Source organism: Microbulbifer sp. MLAF003, assembly GCF_030012965.1.
Taxonomy (GTDB): Bacteria; Pseudomonadota; Gammaproteobacteria; order Pseudomonadales; family Cellvibrionaceae; genus Microbulbifer; species Microbulbifer variabilis.
This window is the reverse complement of sequence record NZ_CP120232.1, coordinates 81112-100867: the sequence shown is the minus strand read 5'-3', so window position 1 is coordinate 100867 and position 19756 is coordinate 81112. Positions and strand designations below refer to the sequence as shown.

22 protein-coding genes are annotated in these 19756 nt (G+C 52.1%); 6 read left to right on the top strand and 16 right to left on the bottom strand.

Going from position 1 to position 19756, the window contains the following annotated elements; genetic code table 11:
* Positions 1-74: 74 nt before the first annotated feature.
* The 8 genes from P3339_RS00475 to ftsY all read right to left on the bottom strand — a co-directional run bounded on the left by P3339_RS00475 (position 75) and on the right by ftsY (position 6621).
* Positions 75-953: an outer membrane beta-barrel protein gene (locus P3339_RS00475; protein ID WP_020413996.1), complete on the bottom strand. Its 879-nt coding sequence runs from the start codon at positions 951-953 to the stop codon at positions 75-77.
* Between the two features lie 475 nt (positions 954-1428).
* Positions 1429-2220: a tRNA (guanosine(46)-N7)-methyltransferase TrmB gene (gene trmB, locus P3339_RS00470; protein ID WP_282952095.1), complete on the bottom strand. Its 792-nt coding sequence runs from the start codon at positions 2218-2220 to the stop codon at positions 1429-1431.
* A gap of 88 nt (positions 2221-2308) precedes the next feature.
* Complete coding sequence (locus P3339_RS23240; RefSeq protein WP_353056869.1) at positions 2309-2488, bottom strand: DUF423 domain-containing protein; 180 nt, start codon at positions 2486-2488, stop codon at positions 2309-2311.
* Entirely contained in the window at positions 2473-2685 is a 213-nt protein-coding gene (locus P3339_RS23235) for a DUF423 domain-containing protein (protein ID WP_353056868.1), read from the bottom strand. Before P3339_RS23235 ends, P3339_RS23240 begins: the two co-directional genes overlap by 16 nt.
* A 111-nt stretch (positions 2686-2796) precedes the next feature.
* Complete coding sequence (gene rpoH, locus P3339_RS00460) at positions 2797-3651, bottom strand: RNA polymerase sigma factor RpoH (protein ID WP_020413993.1); 855 nt, start codon at positions 3649-3651, stop codon at positions 2797-2799.
* 223 nt (positions 3652-3874) lie between these two features.
* A complete protein-coding gene (ftsX, locus tag P3339_RS00455; RefSeq protein WP_020413992.1) occupies positions 3875-4891 on the bottom strand; it encodes a permease-like cell division protein FtsX in 1017 nt (338 codons plus the stop codon).
* A complete protein-coding gene (gene ftsE / locus P3339_RS00450; RefSeq protein ID WP_020413991.1) occupies positions 4872-5558 on the bottom strand; it encodes a cell division ATP-binding protein FtsE in 687 nt (228 codons plus the stop codon). The genes ftsX and ftsE overlap by 20 nt, the downstream gene beginning before the upstream one ends.
* A gap of 34 nt (positions 5559-5592) precedes the next feature.
* Positions 5593-6621, bottom strand: coding sequence for a signal recognition particle-docking protein FtsY (gene ftsY, locus P3339_RS00445; protein WP_211214942.1), 1029 nt, complete (start codon positions 6619-6621; stop codon positions 5593-5595).
* Between the two features lie 373 nt (positions 6622-6994).
* Here ftsY and rsmD point away from each other — a divergent pair, with 373 nt between their 5' ends.
* The 3 genes from rsmD (at position 6995) to ggt (ending at position 9957) form a co-directional block, all read left to right on the top strand.
* Entirely contained in the window at positions 6995-7597 is a 603-nt protein-coding gene (gene rsmD / locus P3339_RS00440) for a 16S rRNA (guanine(966)-N(2))-methyltransferase RsmD (protein WP_020413989.1), read from the top strand.
* 102 nt (positions 7598-7699) lie between these two features.
* The gene (gene coaD, locus P3339_RS00435) at positions 7700-8176 is read left to right on the top strand and encodes a pantetheine-phosphate adenylyltransferase (protein ID WP_020413988.1); all 477 of its coding nucleotides are present in this window, start codon (positions 7700-7702) and stop codon (positions 8174-8176) included.
* Between the two features lie 62 nt (positions 8177-8238).
* Positions 8239-9957 carry a gamma-glutamyltransferase gene (gene ggt / locus P3339_RS00430; protein ID WP_282952094.1) on the top strand — a complete coding sequence of 573 codons (1719 nt, stop codon included), beginning with the start codon at positions 8239-8241 and terminating at the stop codon, positions 9955-9957.
* A 32-nt stretch (positions 9958-9989) separates the two neighbouring features.
* Here the strand turns inward: ggt and P3339_RS00425 are convergent, their stop codons facing one another.
* The 8 genes from P3339_RS00425 to radC all read right to left on the bottom strand — a co-directional run bounded on the left by P3339_RS00425 (position 9990) and on the right by radC (position 14812).
* Positions 9990-10307, bottom strand: coding sequence for an amidohydrolase family protein (locus P3339_RS00425; protein ID WP_282952093.1), 318 nt, complete (start codon positions 10305-10307; stop codon positions 9990-9992).
* 35 nt (positions 10308-10342) lie between these two features.
* Complete coding sequence (locus P3339_RS00420) at positions 10343-11596, bottom strand: amidohydrolase family protein (RefSeq protein ID WP_282952092.1); 1254 nt, start codon at positions 11594-11596, stop codon at positions 10343-10345.
* Positions 11597-11787: 191 nt separating this feature from the next.
* Positions 11788-12327, bottom strand: a complete 540-nt coding sequence (locus P3339_RS00415) for a disulfide bond formation protein B (RefSeq protein WP_282952091.1) — start codon at positions 12325-12327, stop codon at positions 11788-11790.
* A 24-nt stretch (positions 12328-12351) separates the two neighbouring features.
* Positions 12352-12504, bottom strand: coding sequence for a DUF5993 family protein (locus tag P3339_RS00410; protein ID WP_282953647.1), 153 nt, complete (start codon positions 12502-12504; stop codon positions 12352-12354).
* Between the two features lie 77 nt (positions 12505-12581).
* Positions 12582-13397, bottom strand: coding sequence for a bifunctional DNA-formamidopyrimidine glycosylase/DNA-(apurinic or apyrimidinic site) lyase (gene mutM, locus P3339_RS00405; protein ID WP_020413984.1), 816 nt, complete (start codon positions 13395-13397; stop codon positions 12582-12584).
* 96 nt (positions 13398-13493) lie between these two features.
* On the bottom strand, positions 13494-13649 hold the full coding sequence (rpmG, locus tag P3339_RS00400; RefSeq protein ID WP_020413983.1) for a 50S ribosomal protein L33: 156 nt from the start codon (positions 13647-13649) through the stop codon (positions 13494-13496).
* A gap of 36 nt (positions 13650-13685) precedes the next feature.
* Positions 13686-13922, bottom strand: a complete 237-nt coding sequence (gene rpmB / locus P3339_RS00395; RefSeq protein WP_020413982.1) for a 50S ribosomal protein L28 — start codon at positions 13920-13922, stop codon at positions 13686-13688.
* Between the two features lie 215 nt (positions 13923-14137).
* Positions 14138-14812 (bottom strand): RadC family protein, encoded by a 675-nt coding sequence (gene radC / locus P3339_RS00390; RefSeq protein ID WP_282952090.1) that lies wholly within the window; start codon positions 14810-14812, stop codon positions 14138-14140.
* A 151-nt stretch (positions 14813-14963) separates the two neighbouring features.
* Here radC and coaBC point away from each other — a divergent pair, with 151 nt between their 5' ends.
* The 3 genes from coaBC to argB all read left to right on the top strand — a co-directional run bounded on the left by coaBC (position 14964) and on the right by argB (position 19647).
* On the top strand, positions 14964-16172 hold the full coding sequence (gene coaBC / locus P3339_RS00385; protein ID WP_282952089.1) for a bifunctional phosphopantothenoylcysteine decarboxylase/phosphopantothenate--cysteine ligase CoaBC: 1209 nt from the start codon (positions 14964-14966) through the stop codon (positions 16170-16172).
* Between the two features lie 22 nt (positions 16173-16194).
* Positions 16195-18576: a phosphomannomutase/phosphoglucomutase gene (locus P3339_RS00380; protein ID WP_282952088.1), complete on the top strand. Its 2382-nt coding sequence runs from the start codon at positions 16195-16197 to the stop codon at positions 18574-18576.
* Positions 18577-18744: 168 nt separating this feature from the next.
* On the top strand, positions 18745-19647 hold the full coding sequence (gene argB, locus P3339_RS00375; protein WP_282953646.1) for an acetylglutamate kinase: 903 nt from the start codon (positions 18745-18747) through the stop codon (positions 19645-19647).
* The last annotated feature ends 109 nt before the right edge of the window (positions 19648-19756 follow it).

The window sequence follows — 19756 nt, the reverse complement described above, 5'->3', positions numbered from 1 at the left end:
GTTACATCACGGGCATCCCTTATCTGGATGGCACCGCGTAAGGCGGTTTTCCAAAAAGTGGAAACCGCCAGTTTTTAGCTGCGGATACAACCGTATTCATCCACCGCAATACCAATCGGTGTATTCGGACACTGGTCTATATAGGTAGGTACACCATCAAAGTCTGAGTCGATAGGACAACCGTCAGGCCCCACATCCACACCAACTGGTGTCTGTGGACATTGGTCTGTTGCATCAATCACACTGTCGGCATCCTCGTCATACCAAAAATCCGGGTACTCAAGCCACTGATAGCCTACTGCGACACTGGCAAATCCATCCAGGCCACCTTCTTCCACCCCTTGAAAAAGACGTATATCAGCACGTGCCTGCCAACGAGGCCCCAGACTGTACTTCACTCCAATACCCAGATTGACCATAGTCTGGCTATCATGCCAATTGCAAACGTACTTTGGGTAGAGGTGCGTATAAGGGTATTTACGTTTGTACTCACAGTCATACCGATACTTGCCGTCTTTATCCCTGTAATGTTTTTTTGGTGCATCATCGTAGTTAATACGAATTTCGCCAATCCCGAAAGCTACGTAGGGTTGCCAGCAAAAGTCGCCGCAGAACTGGCCACCAAATTGATAAAGCAGATCCAAATGGTAATTGTATACTTCAACCTTTTCAGGAATTTCATCTACATTCACTACAAAGTAATCAACCACTCCCTCCATGGCCCAGTAGTTGGTCATATTGAATCCCAGGCCGCCACCGCCACCAGTGGTGTCCCGCAGTTTTAATCCATGAAAGGGTGTCCCATTTAGTCGGTCACTGTTAAACCAATGTTTACCACCATTGGCGTAGAGATTCAGTGTGCCAACAAAATCAGCAGAGGCCCCTGAACTTGTAAAAAGAAGAGAAAATAAAACGCCATACAAAATTGAAAGAAGCGAGAGACGCTTTCTCATTAGAGACACCGAAATTCCTTTTCGAACCAACCCCCCAAGGCTTTTATTCGAATGGGTACTTAGCAACGAAATCGAATTTATTGGTATATTTTTTAAGTACTCTTAATACGAATTCGTATTTGATGCCTCGCCCAGTATTAGCATCATAGACTGGAAATAGGAAAAGATAGCGATAAGGACAGGAGAGATAACCGATGCCGACGCCAACAATGTAGTGGCATTCATGGCCATTAACAAACAGTACCTTCGGCGGTCCTGAATGCAATATTTTGCCGCTACACAAAACAGTATTGTGCCTGTGAACTGGATAAGTTTTGGCAGGATTGCCTTTTAGAATCTCCGATGTCAGCGAAGATCGGAAACTACCGGGAAAAACTGGCAGATAATTTTGTAGAGACTGCGATATTTCAAAACTGATCACTGGTGGAACGGGTAATATCACCAGTGATCATACTCTCGCTCTAAGTACTAGAGACTATTCTCCACCGGGACCATAAGTGGAACTGACTTCACTCTCTATGCTAGCCACTCGCTGAGCGGGAGCTTCACCGGGCAAACGCCGATACACCAAATCCCAAACACCATGGCCCAGGCGCTGGCCTCGACGTTCGAATTTGGTTTCCGGGCGCCACTCGGGCCGCGCAACATAGTCATTGCTGGCAGATGTATTTTCTAACAACTGCTCCGCCTGGAGTACTTCCAACATATGCTCGGCATAGTTCTGCCAGTCTGTCGCCATATGCATCAGCCCGGCGGTTCTTAGTTTGGCACAAATCAAGCGTACAAATTCTGGCTGCACAATGCGACGCTTGTGATGCTTTTTCTTGTGCCAAGGGTCGGGAAAATATAATTGGAACCTGTCCACGATACCCTCACCGATGCAATCATTGAGAACGTCTACTGCATCAGCCATATAAACACGCAGGTTTTCCAGCCCAGCTTTACCGGCACTATTAATCAACCTGCCGACACCGGGAGGGTGCACCTCGATACCAATAAAATTCTTGTCGGGCTCCGCCTGTGCCATCGCGAACAGGGAGTCCCCCATACCAAAACCAATTTCCAGAACCAGCGGGGCCTCGCGCCCGAAAACTTCACTCGGATTGATAGGACCATCAAACAGGGACAAGCCAAACTGCCCCCAGTAGGTATCAAAAGCGCGGCGCTGCCCTTCAGTCATTCGCCCTGCGCGGATCACGTAACTACGGATGGACTTTTTCTTGTACTCGGTGCGGTAGGGGAACTCTCCCGCGGATTCGTCTTGCATTCTTCACGACCTCTTATGCGAAACGGTTTTCTTATATTCGGGTATTGGGATAAATTGGGCGCCGACTCAAAAATGAATCTGGTCCCGATTATTTGGAGAAATTTGCAGCGGCAATTAACAATGCAATCCAACCGGCAATCATCAGGGTCCCACCAACTGGTGTGACAGGCCCCAGCCACCGCGGCCCTCCAAGGGCGAGGGCGTAGAGACTGCCGGAAAAAAACACTACGCCAAATACAAAGAAAGCTCCGCTCAGGGTGAGTGACAAGTGCACCCCCTGCTCTGGATTAACAGAGCCACGCCAAGCAATGCCAAGGCATGGAGCATCTGGTACTGCACTCCAGTCTTGTAGGCCTCCAATAGGTTCTCTGTCACCTTATCGCGCAGGCCGTGGGCGCCGAAGGCACCCAGGGCAACACCGCTGGCGCCGAACAGCGCGGCGAGCACCAGGTAAAGTTTTGCCATTATTTATCCCTCAACAGTTTCCTTCCTGGTTAGACTCAGGAAATCGATAAATACGGAAATAAAAAAACCGCGCAACTGCGCGGTTTTCTACCGAATGACAAAGATACGGGTTCAGGCCTCCATGGCCGCCCGCACTTTCTTCATGGCATTCTTTTCCAGCTGGCGGATACGCTCAGCGGAAACACCATACTTGTCAGCCAATTCATGCAGCGTGGACTTCTCCTCACTCAACCAGCGTGCCTGGATAATATCGCGGCTGCGCTCATCCAGTTGCTCCATAGCATGGGCGAGGCTACTGAGGTTGGTTTCCTGCCAGTTATCACGCTCCAGCTGGGCGGCTGGGTCGAAACTGCGATCTTCCAGGTAATGCGCCGGTGCCTGCCAGGCAGTATCGTCATCGTCATCTACACCTGCATCGAATGCGGCATCATAAGCAGCGAGACGGCCTTCCATCTCATGGACCTGGGCAACATCCACGTTTAAGTCTTTTGCCACAGCCTTGGCTTCATCATTGCTGAGCCAAGCCAATTTCTTCTTTTGGCCACGCAGGTTAAAGAAGAGCTTGCGCTGCGCCTTGGTGGTGGCGATCTTCACAATACGCCAATTGCGCAGGATAAATTCGTGGATCTCGGCTTTGATCCAGTGAACCGCGAACGAAACCAGGCGCACCCCCTTTTCAGGGTTAAAGCGCTTGACGGCTTTCATCAGGCCAACATTACCTTCCTGAACCAGATCGGCCTGATTAAGGCCATAACCGGAGTAGGACTTGGCAATATGCACTACAAAGCGCAGGTGGGACATCACCAGCTGGCGAGCGGCATTAATATCTTCACGATAGTAGAGGTCTTCTGCCAGGCGCTTTTCCTCTTCGGCAGTCAGTACATCAAAGCTACTGACCGTCTGGATATAAGCTCCCAGGTTGGCGCCCGGAGACAGCGTATGCACTGGCTGTAGGCTGGTTCCCATTCAGGTTTCTCCTCTCTTTATTAGTCGACCGGCTCCACCGGCCGCTGTCGTCGAATACTGTTTCCGGCGACAAGCTGGGCTCAGTGTAGCACTTGCACAGGCGGATAAGAAAGTCCGCCGCCAATTGCCGTATTCCGCTGTATTTCGGGCAATTAGAGGGCCGAACAACCCCTGGGGTTCCCACTGCTGCAACAGCTTTACGATTCTTTATGGAACTAACCAGTCAAGTGGGTTCGATAGCCCGAATATGCCGGGTTGCCGCCAGCCAGGCACCCAACAATCCCAAGAGGGCTGCGCCAGCGGTCAGCCCTAAAAAGTAGCTGAATCCAGGGCCTGCCAGAGCGTAGTTACTTCCATAACTGGAAGAAAGGCCTGCAATTGGCCCCGACAACAGCAGTACGCCACCCAGTAACAGCAACCAGGCCAACAACCCGCCACAAAAACCATAGCAGAGCCCGCTGTAGAGAAAGGGCCTGCGCACAAAGGCATTGGTACCGCCCACCAGCTTTACCACCAGAATCTCCTCGCGGCGGCTCTCGATATGTAGACGAATGGTATTGACTACCACCAGGATCACCCCCAGTGCCAACAGGACCGCAAGCCCAGCGGAGAGGCGCTGCCCCAGCTCAGTAAGCTGGGTAAGACGCTGCACCCAAGCTAAATCTAACACCACGGAATCAGTCAGGGCCTGTTGCTGCAAGTTCGCCACCAATATCTGCAACTTGTCATTATCTTGGGTATCCCGTGGGCGCAATAGCAATACCGCTGGAAGAGGGTTCGCATCGAGTCCCGCCAGCACATCACCGAGCCCCGATGCCTGCTCAAACTCAGCCAGGGCCTCTTCCGGGGAGATATAAGTCACTTCGGCTACTGCCGGATCGCTGCGTAGTTTTGCAGCAAAAGATTCCACAGCAGCGTCCCGCGCACCCTTATGCAGGAAAACTGAAATTTGCGGTTGTCCATCCCAACCAGCTACGGCGCGCTGAAAATTCGCTAGCCCCAGTTGCAGGGCAGCAGGTAGGGCTAAAGCTATCGCTATCACCAGTGCAGTCATGATACTAGCCATGGGGGTAGCAAAAAAACGCCGTAGGGATTCCAACGCCACCTCTCTATGATGGCCGAGCCAGCTGCGCCACAAATCGCCAAAATCGGTACGGGCTGCTACTGCCCCGGTACTGCGCGTACGTTTTTCAGCACTGGGATTGGCCTGGCGCTGTGACCTAGACTGGGTTTGCTTCACGGCTCGGAACTCCGTCATAAATCAACTGGCCAGCCTGCAGCGTCAATACTCGCCGACGCATTCGTGCGATCAATTCCAGGTCGTGACTCGCCACCATTACAGTAACGCCCACTGCATTAAAATCCGCGAACAACTGCATAATTTCCTGGGATAGTTGCGGATCAAGGTTACCGGTCGGCTCATCGGCTACCAGGATGGCTGGTTTGTTCACTACAGCGCGGGCTATGCCAACACGCTGCTGTTCACCACCAGACAACATAATGGGGTTTTGCTTTTCCTTGTGCAGGAGGCCCACCTTGTCCAGCGCAGCGCGTACCCGGCGGCCCAGTTCGCGCCTATTACAACCGGCAACTGATAGGGGCAGGGCAATATTGTCAAACACACTGCGATCAAAGAGAAGTTGGTGGTTTTGGAATACGATGCCCAGGTTGCGGCGATAGTAGGGAACCTGACTATTACGCAGTCGATTGAGGTTTTGCCCGGCAACTAGGATAGTCCCCTTGGTGGGGCGCTCTATAGCAGTAACCAATCTCAGTAGGGTACTTTTGCCTGCACCGGAGTGACCGGTGAGGAACACCATATCCCCGCGGGGAATTTCCAGGCTGATACGCACCAGGGCATCTTGCCCCGATGCATAACGCTTGTTCACATTGTCAAAGGTGATCACGGTTTCTAATTCTTGTTATTCCCTGTGAGGAAAGTCAGGCGGTATCGCGGCCGAACAGTGCCGAAACGAACTCACGTGCCCGGAAAGGCTGAAGATCTTCCGCCTGTTCCCCCACACCGATAAAGCGTACCGGGATGCCGAAACGGCGTGCCAGGGCAAATATCACCCCACCTTTGGCCGTGCCATCTAATTTGGTGAGAACCAGCCCGGTAACACCAGCCGCCTCACGGAATTGGGAGGCCTGATTGATTGCATTCTGGCCCGTACCGGCATCGAGTACCAACAGCACTTCATGGGGAGCACTGGGGTCCAGTTTGCCCATCACCCGGCGCACCTTGGCCAGCTCATCCATCAAGTTAGATTTGGTATGCAACCGGCCGGCAGTGTCTGCAATAACTACATCGATGCCGCGGGCCTGAGCTGACTGGACCGCATCAAAGATAACTGATGCGCTGTCTGCACCGGTATGTTGAGCGACAACTGGGACATCGTGGCGCTGGCCCCAAACCTGCAACTGCTCCACAGCAGCAGCGCGGAAGGTATCGCCTGCGGCGAGCATGACCGACTTACCCTCACCGAGAAAGCGATGCGCCAACTTACCGATGGTCGTGGTCTTGCCAACACCATTAACTCCCACCACCAGAATCACATACGGCTTCTTGCCAGTATCAATCATCAGCGGCGCATCGACACTCTCAAGCAGTTCCGCCAGCTCCTGCTGCAGGGCTTGGTACAGGGCATCACCATCGGCAAGCTCGCGACGGGACACGCGCTCAGTCAGGCGCTCAACAATCTCACTGGTAGCCTCAACACCCACATCTGCCATCAGCAACTGGGTTTCCAGCTCTTCAAGTAAATCCTCATCGATTTCCTTGGCACCAAGAAACAGATTGCCCATTCCCTCAACGAACTGATTGCTGGTACGGCTGAGTCCACGGCGAATGCGAGCAAAAAAGCCCTCTTTCTTTTTCTCAACAGGTTTTTCCTGAACCTGTGCAGGTTTCGCTACCGGCTCTGGTACCCGCTCGACAGCGGCTACTTGCTCCGCAACAACCTGCTGCAGCTTGGGTTCAACTTCAGCTTTTTTCTCCGTGACTTCTGCGGGCTTTTGTTCCGCAGTTGATTGTTCGGGAGCTGTGACAGGTTCCTCTCGCCCTACAGCGGTAGGCTTTTCTTCAACTGGGGGAGACACATATCCCGCTACTTGAGCACCGGTTTCCGAAGTCGAAGGCTCTTTATGGCCTGAGGACTCTTGCTCACTGGAAAGCTCCCCAGAAGCAGCCGCAACTTCCGCATGCTCCTGCTGGGACTCGCTTTGTTCAGGTTTGCGCTTTTTCTTTTTACGCAGGAAATCAAAGATCATTCGTGTATCCGGGTGTACCGCTTGCAGAAAGACGCTAATCTTAGCATCGCTAAGCCCCCAGTAGAGAGTTCCCTTGGCCAGAAGTTCATCACGCAAGCCCACCCCACAACCTCTTTCCCAACTTCGCATCATCGGAGGGCAGTGGCGCGGACGCAAACTGCAGTTCGCACCAGTAGAGGGACTGAGGCCCACGGGCGATCGACTGCGTGAAACCCTATTCAACTGGCTGCAGTTTTATCTGCCAACCGCTCACTGCCTGGATCTATTCGCCGGTTCCGGAGCCCTTGGCCTGGAGGCCTTGTCCCGCGGCGCCGCCTCAGTGGATTTTGTCGAGCTGAATCCCCATGCGGCACGCACCCTCAAGCAGCAACTGCAGTTGCTGGGCGCACAGAGAGCCCAGGTGTATAACTGCGAGGCAGCCGATTTCCTTGCGAGTAGTGATAAGCAATACGATATTGTCTTTATTGACCCGCCGTTTGCCAAAGACCTGTGGCAGGAGAGCTTGAGCGCCCTTGAGGGCCATCTATCTGCGGAGGCATTGATATATATTGAAACCCCTCGCAACACGCCTCCCCCAGTATTGCCAAACTGGCAATTAATCAAAGAAAAACGTGCTGGGCAGGTTTGTATGCGTCTATATAGCGATAGCAGCACTAAACAACGCTCAACTGAATAGCGAGGAGCCAGCGAAATTATATGAATGCATTCGGTTTTGAGCCTTAGCCGTAAATTGTTTACCATTCGCATCCCTTTCGGCCCGCACTAAAAGCCTTGGCGTATGAAAAAAGTCGTCTATCCCGGAACGTTTGATCCAATCACCAATGGCCATCTAGACCTGGTGGAACGGGCCTGCCGCCTGTTTGACCACGTTATCGTTGCTGTGGCCGCCAGCAGTCGCAAAAACCCCTTGTTCACTTTGGATGAGAGGGTAGAGCTGTCCCAGAAGGTACTCGGCCACCTGCCCAATGTGGAAGTTATCGGCTTTGATATTCTGCTGGCCGACCTAGTTCGCCAAGTAGATGCCTACGGCGTACTACGTGGCCTGCGTGCAGTATCCGACTTCGAATACGAGTTCCAGCTGGCAAATATGAACCGGCAGCTGGCGCCGAATATGGAAAGCCTGTTCCTGACACCGGCGGAACATCTTTCCTACATTTCCTCATCTCTGGTGAGAGAAATTGCCTCTTTGAACGGTGATGTCACCAAGTTTGTTCCACCGGCAGTACAGAGCGCACTCCAGGAGAAATTCCGCTAAGCCCGGACCTGGTTATTTCTGGTACACTCAAGCGGATTTTTCCACAATCCGCGGAGTGTGTTGTGCGCTACCTTCTCCTCGCCTTTGCCGTCTTAATGACCCCAGCAATAGCCGACGAGCCGCAACCGGAGATCGATACCGGTCGCAGTGCGATCAAGTCGGCCACAGCCAACACCTATATGGCGGTTACCGCCAATCCACATGCCAGTCGCGCAGCTGAGCAGGTTCTCGCCCAAGGAGGTACCGCTGTGGATGCTGCTATAGCCGCACAAATGGTATTGGGGCTTGTGGAGCCTCAGTCATCAGGTATTGGTGGCGGTGCCTTCATGCTCAGTTATGACGCCGACGACAAAGAACTCCAATACTACGATGGTCGCGAGACAGCGCCCGCTGCAGTCGATGAACATTACTTTATGCACGAGGGTAAGCCCCGCTCATTTATCCGAGCGGTTATTGGTGGCTACTCAGTAGGTGTACCCGGCGTTATCCGCATGCTGGAAATGGCACACAAGCGCGATGGCAAACTCCCATGGGAATCCCTGTTCCAGCCCGCTATCGACTTAGCCGAAAACGGATTTGAGATTTCCCCTCGTCTGCACCAGCTCCTGCTCAGGCTTCCGAGCGTTGCCGCCAGGCCGGCTATCGCCAACTACTTCTTCGACAATGATGGAAAGCCTCTGCCTGTGGGGCACAAGCTGAAGAACCATGATTACGCCCAGACATTGCGAATGATTGCCAAAGGTGGCTCAGATGCGTTTTATCATGGCGAAATAGCCAAGGCTATTGTAGAGGCAGTAAATAACGACCCGGAAAACCCCGGTCTGCTCAGCCTGGAAGATATGGCTACCTATAAAGCCAAGCAGCGTGAGCCCTTGTGCTCACTATTCCTCGAATATCACGTCTGTGGTGCCGATGCTCCCTCCTCAGGGGGTACCACTGTGGGTGGAATATTGGGCATGCTGCAGCAGTTTCCGCTGGACAAGATGGAGGCTGGCGACGACCTTCTCACCCACCTGTTTATTGAAGCCTCCGAGCTGGCATTTGCCGACCGCAATACCTACTCCGCCGATGCGGATTTTGTCAGTGTGCCGAGCAAGCCCCTGGTCTCTCCCGACTACCTAAGCAGTCGCGCTGCCTTGATTGACCCAGATAGCGCCAACACCGCCAAGCCAGGCAATCCCTCGGCCGGTACTAGCAAGCGCACAATGGCCCAGTCACCGGAGATGCCCAACACCAGTCATCTGGTGGTGGTGGACCGCTACGGCAATGGTGTCAGTATGACGACCAGCATCGAGACAGGGTTTGGATCACGTTTACTGGTGAAGGGATTTCTGCTGAACAACCAATTAACCGACTTTTCCTTCACGCCAAGGGATGCCGATGGGAATCTGGTAGCCAACCGTATCCAAGCCGAAAAAAGACCCCGTTCATCCATGTCACCCACTATCGTATTCAACAAGGACGGCAGTATGCGCCTGCTGGTTGGCTCCCCCGGTGGATCCCGCATCATCGACTACACAGCTCGAACCATTCTCTATCATTTGGGTCTGAATATGCCGATCGCAGACGCTATAGCCGCCGGTAATATTGGTGCTATCGGCCGGCGCGTGGAACTGGAACCGGGTTTTTTCAGCAGTGAAACTGTAGAAAAGTTGAAGGCACGCGGACATCAGGTAGTCGAGCGCAATCTCAATAGCGGCATTCATGCCATTGCCCTAAAGGATAAAAAACTCCATGGCGGCGCTGACCCCCGTCGTGAGGGGAGCGCCCTGGGGCACTGATCTCAGGTGGGATACTTAAAAGCCTCTGTACATCAGGGGCTTTTTTCATTGGGCAATTTATCGCTACCAAATTCATAAACCAGCCGCCCCTTGTAATAAGTCCGCAGGATATTGGCTTTGTGGATTTCACTTACAGGAATCTGGAATAGATTACGATCCAGCACAATAAAATCCGCCCACTTATCCTTTTCCAGACTGCCTGTTTCCGATTCCAGCCCATGGGCATAGGCTCCATTTATAGTAAAAGTCTCAAGCATCACCTCCAGAGGGATATTGCGCTCTACCCCGGATTGAATCCCAAACAGTGGACTACTCTCCCTACCTGAAGACAATACATACCCAGAAACCAAAGTAACGCCTTCCGGAAAAAAATGTTTACCATTTTCTACATTGAAATTTTTTTCTGTAGCGGAATTTTGCTCGGATGAACTACCGCTACAATTTTACCCTTTGCAAATTTCTGTAATTCATCGGCATCGGCAATCGTGGCATTGAAGATACTGTTACGCGGGTTTCTTTTTTTGGCCATATCTCCCAGCTGTAAGAGAGCTCCTAAAGCCAACTCAGTGCCAACGCGATTATGCACGTAAAGTTGTACAGGGAAATTATGAATATTTGCTCGCTCTACTAGCTGTATTATTGCCGGTAATTTTCCAGTTTCTAAACTATGGCCAACTGCATTCGGAGAGACCGGGGTACTGATACTGACAGAACCTATACGAAAATCTTCACCGGAATACCGTTTGGTAAGAGCCTGTAGCGTCCTAAACTGTGCTGCTGTCATATCAGGCAAAACAGTAAATGAGCTTCTTACCCGCAAGTCCAATGGTTCTAGATCCGAAAATTTATCCAGAATCGTCATTAATTTTCCACCGCTAACCAAAGGGGTATTGGTCTCATAAAGTGTTGTCACACCCCAACTGGGGGCCAGACTATTTATACGTAAAATATCCTTATGGTAATCTGTCGAACGCTTATCTGGGATCAATTTTTGCAATAGTTCTGTCGCACCTCGGCCACGCAATAAGCCTATTGCGATACCATCCTCATTTTTAGCAATAAATCCATTTAGTGGATTTTTCGTATCGTTATCAATACCGGCGGCAGCGAGCCCTTCGGAATTTGTCCAGATACTCGTTCCGTCAGCAGAAACCAGAATAATAGGAATTAAATCATTTATTTGATCGAGAATTTCTTTATGAATTTTATGGTCTGAAAATGCTTGTGGGCGCCATCCTGAACCAACCACAACCTGTTGATCCGGGTTTTCCTGGATATAAACTTCTACCGCCCGCCGGTAATCATCAACCGTATTTCCCGCGTGCAAATCAATGCCAAATGCCGATCCAGCAATTTTTGCTCCCTGAATAAACCCTGGTAAGATCAGTTTTCCCTGTAGGTTCTCAACCTTTGTATCTGGCCCAATGTATTTTTTTGCACCCTGTTCATCGCCAATGTAAACAATATACCCATCCCTGATAACCATGGCCGAGGCAACGGAACGGGATTTATCCAGTGTATAGATATAAGCATTTTCCAAAATCAGCTGAGCAGGAACTAGGCTGGAACTATTCTGTGGAATAGCTTCACCGCAGGATAGCAAAGAAAAACAATATAAAATCAAAACCAAACGCTTCATACGAGCTTCCTTTTTCAGAGGCACCCCAGTCAATCCACGGAAAGTAATTGGCTTTAAAAATAAGCGGCTCGAAAATATTTTTTTGAAATATATGCAACTGTCTTTTATAGGTAAATGTAACAGCCAGTCCAGCACATATAACCCATGGCACTGTCGTAATTGTAGAAAAGGAGAAGCTTTTATGAGCAAGCTTAAGTCCACAACCAGTGATAGCCAAAAGAGCCACTGGTACAGGGCCCCAGGCCGCACTCAAGAAAAACGCCTATCAGATTAACCATGACGATGGTAAAAAAAGCAGTGGCAACAGATTTTTCCACAAAACTGAAACGACGTGGCGCAAAATTGCGCTGGGAAAATCCTAGCATCATGGCAACCCCTGAATAAGCTAGAAGCCCGAAAAAGGCAACAGCTGACCAGGTATAAAGGTGCAGGCCAAAGAAAGCTTCACCAAAGCCAGGGTTGCCAGGAAGGATATGCAGTAGCACTTGTCGCCCAGCCACAGCTAAACCGGCAAGCCCTGATAGTATGACCATTCCATAATGTACAGGTCGCACACCAAAGCGCAGGTTCATCAGCAGTCCAATACCCACCATAGTAAAAGCCACCCTCTGCAGTAAGCATAGAGGGCAGGGTGGCTGATGGAAAAACAGCTCCACGAGGAAAGCAAACCACAATGCCACTGTAATCAGTAACAGAAGCAGGGCGTCGAACCTTCGCACCGTATACACCATGGCGAGCCCCTTTGAGGCCTATTCTTAGAAGGAAAGGTGTAGCTTAGTAGTCCAATGATATGCGAACCAGGCAAGATAAATTGCCAAGGTCACGAGCCACCAGCCAATTGCCGCCCGCGGGTGTCCACTCCAGATGTACCATGCTGACAGTAAGGTGGTGATAAATGGCAATAACATTACCACGGACTATCTCCGTAGACGGCGATAGCTTGATATTAGTATTGCCGTAGACAGTTCCCCAGATTTACTGCAAATTAACGCTGGCAGCTGGAACAGAAGAAAGTGTTTCTCTGGCCCAAAACCATGTCCCGCACCGCTCGTCCACACGAGGGACAAGGCTCACCTGCACGGCCATAAACATTGAGCTGCTGGGCGAAATAGCCCGGCTTTCCATCGCCTCCAATGAAATCCCGCAAGGTCGTTCCGCCCTGGGCGATTGCCTGACTCAGAACCTGCTTTATGGATTTGGCCATGCGCTGGTATCGGGCTTTGGAGATGGAACCGGCCTGTCGGTCGGGGCGAACCCCCGCTAGGTATAGGGATTCACTAGCGTAAATATTGCCCACCCCCACAACGATACGGCCATCCATAATGAAGGTTTTAACCGACTGCTTACGCTTTCGCGAAGCTTCAAACAAATAGTCACCACAAAATTCTTCTGAGAGAGGCTCGGGACCCAGGTGGCTGAGCAAATCATGAGTCAGTGGGTCCGCCGCCGTCCACAGCAATGCACCAAAACGGCGCGGGTCGCGGTAACGCAGTGTGAGACCGCTATCCAGGCGCCAATCGATATGATCATGCTTTTCCGGTGCCAGTGCAGGCTCAACCATACGCAGACTGCCAGACATACCCAAGTGCCAGATAGCGCAGCCTTTGTCAGTATGCACCAGTAGGTACTTAGCCCGGCGCTCCAGCTTCAGTATTCGGGCATTTCGAATACGACGTTCAAAGTCTGCGTCCACAGTCCAGCGCAATTGGTGCTGACGCACCTTTGCGGAGCGAATTTTGTGCCCTTCCAAGTGAGGTTTCAGACCTCTGAGAGTGGTTTCTACTTCCGGGAGCTCTGGCATCGTCTGGAATACCCTGTCTAAACTGGCTGCTCAATTTCCACAACGCACAAAAAAGCCCGGTTAAAACCGGGCTTTCTGTACAGTAGCGGTAGGCAATTACTTAATTTTACCTTCCTTGTACATCACATGCTTACGTACAACGGGATCGTACTTTTTGATCTCCATCTTCTCGGGCATGTTGCGCTTGTTCTTGGTAGTGGTGTAGAAGTGGCCAGTACCGGCGCTGGAATTCAGACGAATCTTCTCACGCATTGCTCTATCTCCAATCTATTAGCTGGGTTACAGCTGTTACACTTTTTCGCCGCGGGCGCGCAGCTCAGTCAGGACAGCGTCGATACCTTTCTTATCGATAACGCGCATGCCTTTTGCGGAAACACGCAGTTTCACGAAGCGCTTCTCGGACTCAACCCAGAAACGGTGACTGTGCAGATTTGGCACGAAGCGACGCTTGGTGCGGTTCTTAGCGTGGGATACATTGTTTCCGGTGACCGGACGCTTACCGGTTACCTGACATACCTTGGACATCTGTTGGCCTCTTCAAAACGCTTGTGCCCGCATAGCGCCAATCCTGAAGAGGAAAAGGTAGTGCGGGAACATAAAAATCGGGATTCTAATCCGGTTCCTGGATGGCGGCGGAACCTGTGCAGAATCTGGCCCGGCCGCAAAGAGCGGCGTTTTATACCAAAAGAGCCCGTAGGGAGCAAGTTTTGTACAGCAGTTCTGCGCCGATCACGGCATCTTTACAGAAGCCCCTGCTCGGCAAAGGATAAAGCCTTGTCCTCGCCAACGATTAAGTGATCTAGAACTTTAATATCGACCAGCTCCAAGGCCTGTACCAAGCGCTCAGTGATCCATATGTCCGCTTGGCTGGGCTCACAGATGCCAGAGGGGTGATTATGCGCCAGGATTAGCGCTGCCGCATTGCGATGCAGAGCCGTCTGTACCACCTCACGGGGATAGACACTGGCAGCATTGAGCGTTCCCTCAAACAGCTCCTCAAAAGCAATCACACGATGCTGGGTATCCAGGTACAGGCAGCAGAATACTTCCCGTCGGCGGTGGCGCAGCTGCATCGCTAAATAGTCTCGCACTGCAGCCGGGCTGCACAGTGCGCTCCCCTGGCTCACAGTCTCCGCCAAATGGCGCTTTGCCATTTCCAACGCCGCTTGCAGCAGGACAAACTTGGCATCCCCCAATCCGCGCGCGCGACAAAACTGGTCCCTATCCACTTCTAGCAGCGCTCGTAGACCGCCAAACTCAGTCAGTAGACTGCGTGCCAAATCCACCGCCGAAACCCCTGGCAAACCCACACGCAGGAATATGGCCAACAACTCCGCGTCCGACAACGCTGCGGCACCTCGCGCCAACAACTTCTCCCGAGGCCTTTCAGCCTCCGGCCAATCCTTGATTTTCATATCCACTTCCCAGCCTTTCCTGGCAGCCTTTTTCTGTGAACCCTCTCACCAACTCACCCCAAACGCGATTTTCGTGTCTATTCTCCGCCTTATAAGTACGGACGCAGAAATGCTAATCTAACCCGCTCGCATATATTCGGAAACTGTATCTATGTCCCCCCTTACCAATAAACGCATTCTTTTGGGTATCAGTGGCGGTATCGCCGCATACAAAAGCGCCGACCTGGTACGCCGTCTGAAAGATCGCGGTGCCGAGGTAAGGGTGGTTATGACTGCCGGAGCCCAAAAATTTGTGCAGCCCCTGACTTTCCAGGCTCTGTCTAGCAACCCTGTTCACTCTGACCTGTTGGACCCTGCCGCTGAAGCAGCCATGGGGCATATTGAGCTGGCCAAGTGGGCCGAGCTAATCCTGATTGCACCCGCAAGCGCCCAGGTGATGGCGAAACTCACCTGCGGCATGGCCGATGATCTGCTCAACACCCTGTGCCTGGCCAGTGAGGCACCCCTGGCGCTAGCACCCGCGATGAATCAGGCCATGTGGCGCCACCCCGCTACAACAGCCAATGCAAAAACTCTGCGCGACCGCGGAGTTCACTTATGGGGTCCAGCGGCCGGCAGTCAAGCCTGTGGAGATATAGGGCCGGGGCGCATGCTCGAGCCCGCAGAGTTAGTACTACAGGCGGAAACTATGTTTGGCAGTAGCGACTGCCTGCAAGGCAAAAACGTAGTCATCACCGCTGGTCCAACCCGCGAAGCACTGGACCCGGTACGCTATCTGAGCAACCACAGTTCCGGCAAAATGGGGTTCGCACTAGCCAAGGCCGCTCAACGGGCCGGCGCCCAGGTGACATTGATTGCCGGGCCGGTAAACTTGGCCACTCCGGCCCATGTTAAGCGCGTCGACGTTGTCGACGCACGAGAAATGCGCGCTGCTGCCGAGCGCGCAGCCGACCTCTGTGACATCTTTATCAGCGCTGCCGCTGTTGCAGATTTTCGTCCAGCCGCCGCCGCCGAGCAAAAAATCAAGAAGCAGGAAGACCATGATGAAAGCTCTATTGCCCTGATTAAAAACCCCGATATCGTTGCCGGTATCGCTGCACGCGTGGAACGACGCCCATTTACGGTTGGCTTTGCCGCAGAGACCCAACAGGTGGAGCAGTATGCACGGAGTAAGCTGCAGCGAAAAAATCTAGATATGATAATTGCCAATGATGTAAGCCGCGCAGATAGCGGTTTTAACAGCGACCACAACGCGGTCACAGTGATAGATCGAAATGGCAGCGATACTCTACCGCCAGCCTTGAAGACCGATCTGGCCAGGCAGCTTATAGAAATAATTGCCACCAAGGCACAACAGTAAAAAATCTCGGACAGGAATATCTGTGGTTTCCAAGAACAACAGTCAACGCAATTCAGCATTGCACAAAGGACTACTACTACCTTCCCTACTGGCCGCAGTAGCCTGGCTCTGTGGAGCCTATTTAATCATTGAACATCTGGTCAAACCCCATAACCGTTCCCAGGTGGCCAAGGCGGCTGAAAAACAGGGAGAAACATTAGCTCAGGTAATTCAACAGCAACTGATCGAGCGTTCTCGGCGCCTGCAAAAAATCAGTGCGTTACAGACGCCGGCTGCCACTCTTCTCAATACTGCCGAACTGCCAGAGCAATCAAGGGTACAGGTATTTAGCAGCGCGCAGATTCAGGTCGGAGCCGGCTCAGACCCGAGTCTCAATTTCGCCCTGGTAGATCTGCTCAAACGAACCCGATTGGACACACAGCAACCCCTGGAAATACTGCGCACAGGCTCCGATAACAGCTGGCAATTACACAACGTCATCAACCTAAGTAGCGAGCAACTGCTGGTAAGCCAACCCTTTACCGTAATAGAAAGCACTCTGGATGACCTTGATAAGGGTCAGGGACAAATTCAGCTCACCCAGAAATTTCCCGATGGGGCTGCACAAACTCTATGGAGCAGCGGGCAGGGTGGGAGCTATACCTCCACTGTGGATATTCAGGGAAGTTATCTGCATGTGAAATTTAGCCCTTCCACTACATTCACCGAACAATACAGCCTGTCGACGCTTTGGATTTATCTCGGTGCCGGTGCCGGCCTGCTGGTTACACTGCTGCTATTGATACGCTTTCTTCCACAAGACACTCGCGCTCCCTGGGAACGCAGCCAAAGAAACACAAAAGACAGCGAGAGGACGAGTAAACTTGGAGAAATAGAGGGTGAGGCCCCACAGCAGGATGGTTCCCTGCCTCAGAGCCTGGCCGCGGCCCCCAGTATCGCTCCACAGGCCACCGAGCAAAGCCATGCAGAAAATACCCCTAAAGAAGTGAACAAGCCGCACTCCTCTCTGGGCACCGAGTTTCCCGCGCACGTATTTCGCGCATACGACATTCGCGGTATTGCCGGCGATGAGATCAACGAGCCTTTCGCATACCAGCTTGGGCGCGCTCTCGGTACCCTAGCCCTACACGCAGGGGAGCATATCCTGCTTGTGGGACGCGATGGCCGAAATAGCAGTGAACTGCTCAGTAATTGTCTGATGGAAGGTATTCTCGATACCGGCTGTAACAGTGTTGACCTGGGCTTGGTCCCATCACCTTTACTCTATTACGCTTGCGCAAAAGGCAAGAACACCACCAGTGGAGTTATAGTAACCGCCAGCCACAACCCCGCCGAATACAATGGATTCAAGATTATACTCAAGGGCCGCCCTCTGGCCGAGGAGAAGCTCCAGGGGCTTTACCAGCTAATGAAAAAGGGCCCTTTCAAGGATGGAGAAGGCAGTAACCGCGAGCAGGATATCAAAGACAAGTATATCGATGAGATCTTCAACAATGTAGCGCTCGCCGGGCAGCCTCACCTAGTAGTGGACGCGGGCAACGGCGCTACTTCCCTGCTGGCCCCGCGCCTGTTCGAGCAACTGGGCTGTGCAGTAACACCAATATTCTGCGAAGTGGATGGGAACTTCCCCAACCACCCGCCAGATCCTTCGCGCCCGGAAAACCTCCAGGCTCTGATAGATAAAGTCGCTGAGGCCGGAGCGGACTTGGGCGTGGCTCTCGATGGCGACGGCGATCGGGTTACCCTGGTATCCAGCAGTGGACGTATCGCCTGGGCCGACCAACTGGTTATGTTGTTAGCCAGGGATATTCTCGGCAGGCACCCCGGTGAAAGCATTGTCTTTGATGTGAAAAGCAGTCGCAGCCTGGCGCAATTGGTCAGCCAATATGGAGGCCGACCGGTAATGTGGAAAACAGGCCATGCCCCGATGAAAACCAAAATGCTGGAAACCAAAGCCATTCTTGGTGGCGAATTATCCGGGCATATTTTCATCAAGGATCGTTGGTTTGGCTTTGATGATGGTATTTACGCGGCTGCGCGCATCCTGGAAATTATGGCACTACGTGAACAGAGCCTCGACGAGTTGCTGGACACCCTACCCAAAATGCAAAGTACCCCAGAAATCCTGTTACCTGTGGCGGAGCAGGAAAAATTTGCCCTGATTGAAAAGTTACGCGAGCAGGGGGGCTTTACCGGTGCGGACGTCAATACTATCGATGGCTTGCGAATAGAGTTCAACGATGGCTGGGGACTGGTGCGGGCCTCCAATACTACTAGCGTTTTAACCCTTCGTTTTGAAGCTGAAAATGAAGAGGCTCTAGAACGTATTCGCAAACAGGTTATGGATCAGCTCAAAAAAATCGATCCCACTATTACCGTGCCTAACTGGCAGCTTCTCGACTGACGAGTATAAATTGACCTGAATATACTGCGGCACAGATAAGTGCCGCTGCCGACCGGCGGTCGGTATGTTTATATCCACAACATATCCGCGTACCTGCGCGGCACTCTCGGCATAGATTGGGCGGCAGGAGAATTCCGCTCAAACGTGCCTTACTCCAAAGGAATTTCCATGTCCCTCGATAAAAAGTCCGCACTGCGTGTTGCCCAGGTCCTGAATGAGGCATTGCCTTATATCCAGCAATTTACCAGCAAGACTGTTGTAGTGAAGTTTGGCGGAAATGCCATGGTGGACAGGGAGCTTCAGAACAGCTTTGCCCGGGATATTATCCTGATGAAGCTGGTTGGTATGAACCCCGTGGTGGTACACGGCGGCGGTCCGCAAATTGGTCAGCTCCTGAACAAACTGAGTATCGAATCCCGTTTTGTCGATGGTATGCGCATCACTGACAGCGAAACCATGGATGTGGTGGAAATGGTGTTAGGCGGCACCGTCAATAAACAAATTGTCAACTTGATCAACCATAACGGCGGCCGTGCTGTGGGGGTCACCGGTAAGGATGGCTTATTAATCAAGGCACGCAAACTCACCAGGAAAAATGAGAGTGCCGGCCTGCATGCCTCGGAGATTATCGACATCGGCCAGGTGGGCGAGGTAGAAAAGGTCAATACCGATGTTATTGATATGTTGATTCACAGCGATTTTATTCCGGTAATCGCTCCAATTGGGGTCGACAAGGATGGTATTTCATACAATATCAATGCGGACTTGGTCGCCGGTAAAATTGCCGAATGTCTAAAAGCAGAAAAACTGATGCTACTCACCAACGTATCGGGCCTTAAAGATAAAAAGGGAGAGGTACTGACCGGTTTGAGTACACCGCAGGTAGAAGGCTTAATTGCAGACGGTACAATTCACGGCGGCATGCTGCCCAAAATTGCCTGCGCATTGCATGCTGTTAAAGCCGGTGTGACCTCGGCACATATTATCGATGGCAGGGTACCCCATGCGGTATTGCTGGAAATCTTCACAGATACCGGCGTTGGCACCCTAATTACCAACAATGACGCATAAAGCGGACACACAATCGTCCTTGGCAATTGAAGACAGCCGAGCGAATCGGTAGGATTCCGCCGCCGCAATATTAAGGCAACAAGAGCAAAAACCACCGTCCGCTCCCCAA

Excerpts from the sequence above, each read along its gene's own strand:
- rpoH (WP_020413993.1), bottom strand. The coding sequence starts at position 3,651 with ATGGGAACCAGCCTACAGCCAGTGCATACGCTGTCTCCGGGCGCCAAC.
- mutM (WP_020413984.1), bottom strand. The coding sequence starts at position 13,397 with ATGCCAGAGCTCCCGGAAGTAGAAACCACTCTCAGAGGTCTGAAACCT.
- P3339_RS00420 (WP_282952092.1), bottom strand. The coding sequence starts at position 11,596 with ATGAAGCGTTTGGTTTTGATTTTATATTGTTTTTCTTTGCTATCCTGC.
- trmB (WP_282952095.1), bottom strand. The coding sequence starts at position 2,220 with ATGCAAGACGAATCCGCGGGAGAGTTCCCCTACCGCACCGAGTACAAG.
- P3339_RS00475 (WP_020413996.1), bottom strand. The coding sequence starts at position 953 with ATGAGAAAGCGTCTCTCGCTTCTTTCAATTTTGTATGGCGTTTTATTT.
- argB (WP_282953646.1), top strand. The coding sequence starts at position 18,745 with ATGTCCCTCGATAAAAAGTCCGCACTGCGTGTTGCCCAGGTCCTGAAT.
- rpmG (WP_020413983.1), bottom strand. The coding sequence starts at position 13,649 with ATGCGTGAGAAGATTCGTCTGAATTCCAGCGCCGGTACTGGCCACTTC.
- coaD (WP_020413988.1), top strand. The coding sequence starts at position 7,700 with ATGAAAAAAGTCGTCTATCCCGGAACGTTTGATCCAATCACCAATGGC.
- P3339_RS00415 (WP_282952091.1), bottom strand. The coding sequence starts at position 12,327 with ATGGTGTATACGGTGCGAAGGTTCGACGCCCTGCTTCTGTTACTGATT.
- P3339_RS23235 (WP_353056868.1), bottom strand. The coding sequence starts at position 2,685 with ATGGCAAAACTTTACCTGGTGCTCGCCGCGCTGTTCGGCGCCAGCGGT.
- P3339_RS00410 (WP_282953647.1), bottom strand. The coding sequence starts at position 12,504 with ATGTTATTGCCATTTATCACCACCTTACTGTCAGCATGGTACATCTGG.
- radC (WP_282952090.1), bottom strand. The coding sequence starts at position 14,812 with ATGAAAATCAAGGATTGGCCGGAGGCTGAAAGGCCTCGGGAGAAGTTG.
- coaBC (WP_282952089.1), top strand. The coding sequence starts at position 14,964 with ATGTCCCCCCTTACCAATAAACGCATTCTTTTGGGTATCAGTGGCGGT.
- rpmB (WP_020413982.1), bottom strand. The coding sequence starts at position 13,922 with ATGTCCAAGGTATGTCAGGTAACCGGTAAGCGTCCGGTCACCGGAAAC.